Origin of the sequence: Brevundimonas sp. (assembly GCF_036399195.1) — a bacterium.
GTDB lineage: Bacteria > Pseudomonadota > Alphaproteobacteria > Caulobacterales > Caulobacteraceae > Brevundimonas.
Genome location: NZ_DASWNO010000179.1, coordinates 1 through 2152, shown reverse-complemented (window position 1 = coordinate 2152; position 2152 = coordinate 1). Strand labels below are relative to the sequence as shown.

2 protein-coding genes and 1 pseudogene are annotated in these 2152 nt (G+C 70.2%); 1 reads left to right on the top strand and 2 read right to left on the bottom strand.

Annotation, left to right across the window (positions count from 1 at the left end; all coding sequences use genetic code 11):
• Window positions 1-324, bottom strand: a 324-nt coding sequence (locus tag VGB60_RS08435) for an alcohol dehydrogenase catalytic domain-containing protein (protein ID WP_331037825.1), incomplete at its 3' end; no start/stop codon positions are given.
• Window positions 325-428: 104 nt separating this feature from the next.
• On the opposite strand from VGB60_RS08435, the gene VGB60_RS08430 reads away from it, so the two are divergent.
• Entirely contained in the window at window positions 429-1301 is an 873-nt protein-coding gene (locus VGB60_RS08430; protein WP_331037824.1) for an isoaspartyl peptidase/L-asparaginase family protein, read from the top strand.
• A gap of 52 nt (window positions 1302-1353) precedes the next feature.
• Here the strand turns inward: VGB60_RS08430 and VGB60_RS08425 are convergent.
• Window positions 1354-2152, bottom strand: a pseudogene (locus tag VGB60_RS08425) (aconitate hydratase); the annotation flags it as partial.

Here is a 2152-nt window from a genome sequence, read left to right as displayed (position 1 = left end):
GATCTTCATCACCGAAGCAGCCGGGACCGCCAGCCGCTCCACCATGCCGCCCCAGCCCGGAACGGCGATGACCCGGTCGCCCTTGCGCACGCCTGTGACGCCCTCGCCGATCGCCTCGACCACGCCCGCCACCTCGCCTCCGGGCGAGAACGGCCGCTGCGGCTTGAACTGGTATTTGTCCTCGATGATCAGGGTGTCGGGGAAGTTCACGCCGATGGCCCGCACGTCGATCACCACCTCGCCCTTGCCGGGCCGCGGATCCAGCACCTCCTCGACGACGAGCGTTTCGGGACCGCCTACGGCCTTGGACAGGACTGCGCGCATCAAAACTTCTCTCGGTCGCGACCGCCGCCCCCGTGGCGCGCGTCGGTCGGGAACGCTAATCAGCCCCAAGCGCCTTTGGAAGGGCGAACGGAGACGAACCTGGAATGACGGCCCTTATCCTTCACGGCGGCGCGGGCGCGCGACGCGGCACGGACTACAGCCGCGAGGCCGCGCACATGCGCGAGGTCGTGGAGGCGATGAAGGCGCGGCTGGACGCCGGGGCGTCGGCCTTGGACGTGGTGGTCGAGGCGACCGCGATGCTGGAGGACTCCGGCCTCTATGTCGCGGGGCGCGGCGCCAGCCCCAATCTGGCGGGAGCCTATGAGCTGGACGCCAGCCTGATGGACGGAACCACGCGCGAAGCCGGAGCGGTGGCGGCGCTGCAGGGCTTCCGCAACCCGATCCGCGTCGCGCACGCCGTGATGCAGCATACGCCACACGTCCTGCTGGCCGGAGCCGGCGCGGCCATGTTCGCCGCCGAGCAGGGGATGGAGGCGATTGGCGACCCGGAGGCGTGGTTCACGCACGCCGGCCAGACCGACGACAACCACCCGCCGAAGGGCAGGCTGTCCCATGGCACCGTCGGCTGCTGCGCGCTGGACAATCAGGGTCGCCTCGCCGCCGCCACCTCGACCGCGGGCGTGTTCGGCAAGATGCCCGGCCGGGTCGGCGACACCCCCATCCCCGGGGCGGGCAGCTGGGCCGACGGCCGGGTCGCGGTCTCGTCCACCGGCACCGGAGAATACTTCATCCGCACCGTCGCGGCCGCCCAGGTGGCTTGGCGGATCGACGCGGGCCAGTCGCTCTCGGAGGCGGCGCAGGCGGTGATCGACGACGTCGGCGGCCTGGGCGGCGACGGCGGCCTGATCGCCCTCGACCGCGACGGAAACCTGACCCACCCCTTCAACAGCCAGGGCATGAAACGGGCGTGGTTGACGGCCGACGGCGAGATCGGCGTCGAGGTGTTCGGCCGATAAGAAAAGGCCGGCGGATCGCGCCGCCGGCCTCCTTTTCCGTAACCCGTGCAGCCTACTCCGCCGCGACCGCCTCTGGCCCGCGCGCGAGATTCCGCAGCACATACGGCATCACGCCGCCGGCCTTGAAGTAGTCCAGCTCGGTCTGGTTATCGATGCGGCAGCGGACCGGGAAGCGGGCCATCTTGCCGTCCGACGGGCGGAACAGTTCGACCCACAGGTCCTGACGCGGACGCAGGCGGCCGACGTTGGCGTCGGACAGTCCGCGGATCGTCACAATCTCCTCGCCGGTCAGGCCCAGGCGGGTCCAGCCCTCGGCCTTGAACTGCAGCGGCACGACGCCCATTCCGATCAGGTTGGAGCGGTGGATGCGCTCATAGCTCTCAGCGATGACCGCGCGCACGCCCAGCAGCCGGGTGCCCTTGGCCGCCCAGTCGCGCGACGAGCCGGTGCCGTATTCCTTGCCCGCGAACACGACCAGCGGCCGGCCCTCTGACTGGTAGCGCATCGCCGCGTCATAGATCGACATCACGTCCTGCGACGGGAAGTGTTTGGTCACCCCGCCCTCGATCTCGGGCGTGATCCGGTTGCGGATGCGGATGTTGGCGAAGGTGCCGCGCATCATGACTTCGTGGTGGCCGCGGCGCGCGCCGTAGCTGTTGAAGTCCAGCGCGTCGACGCCGCGGTCGGTCAGCCAGGCCCCGGCGGGCGAGGTCTTCTTGATCGAACCGGCCGGGCTGATGTGGTCGGTCGTGATCGAGTCGCCGAAGATGGCCAGCACCCGCGCTTCGACGATGTCGGCGACCGGCGTCGGCTCCATCGACAGCCCCTCGAAATACGGGGGGTTGGCGACA

What these genes read in the sequence shown, in the direction of transcription:
- VGB60_RS08430 (WP_331037824.1), top strand. Translation starts at nt 429, where the DNA reads ATGACGGCCCTTATCCTTCACGGCGGCGCGGGCGCGCGACGCGGCACG.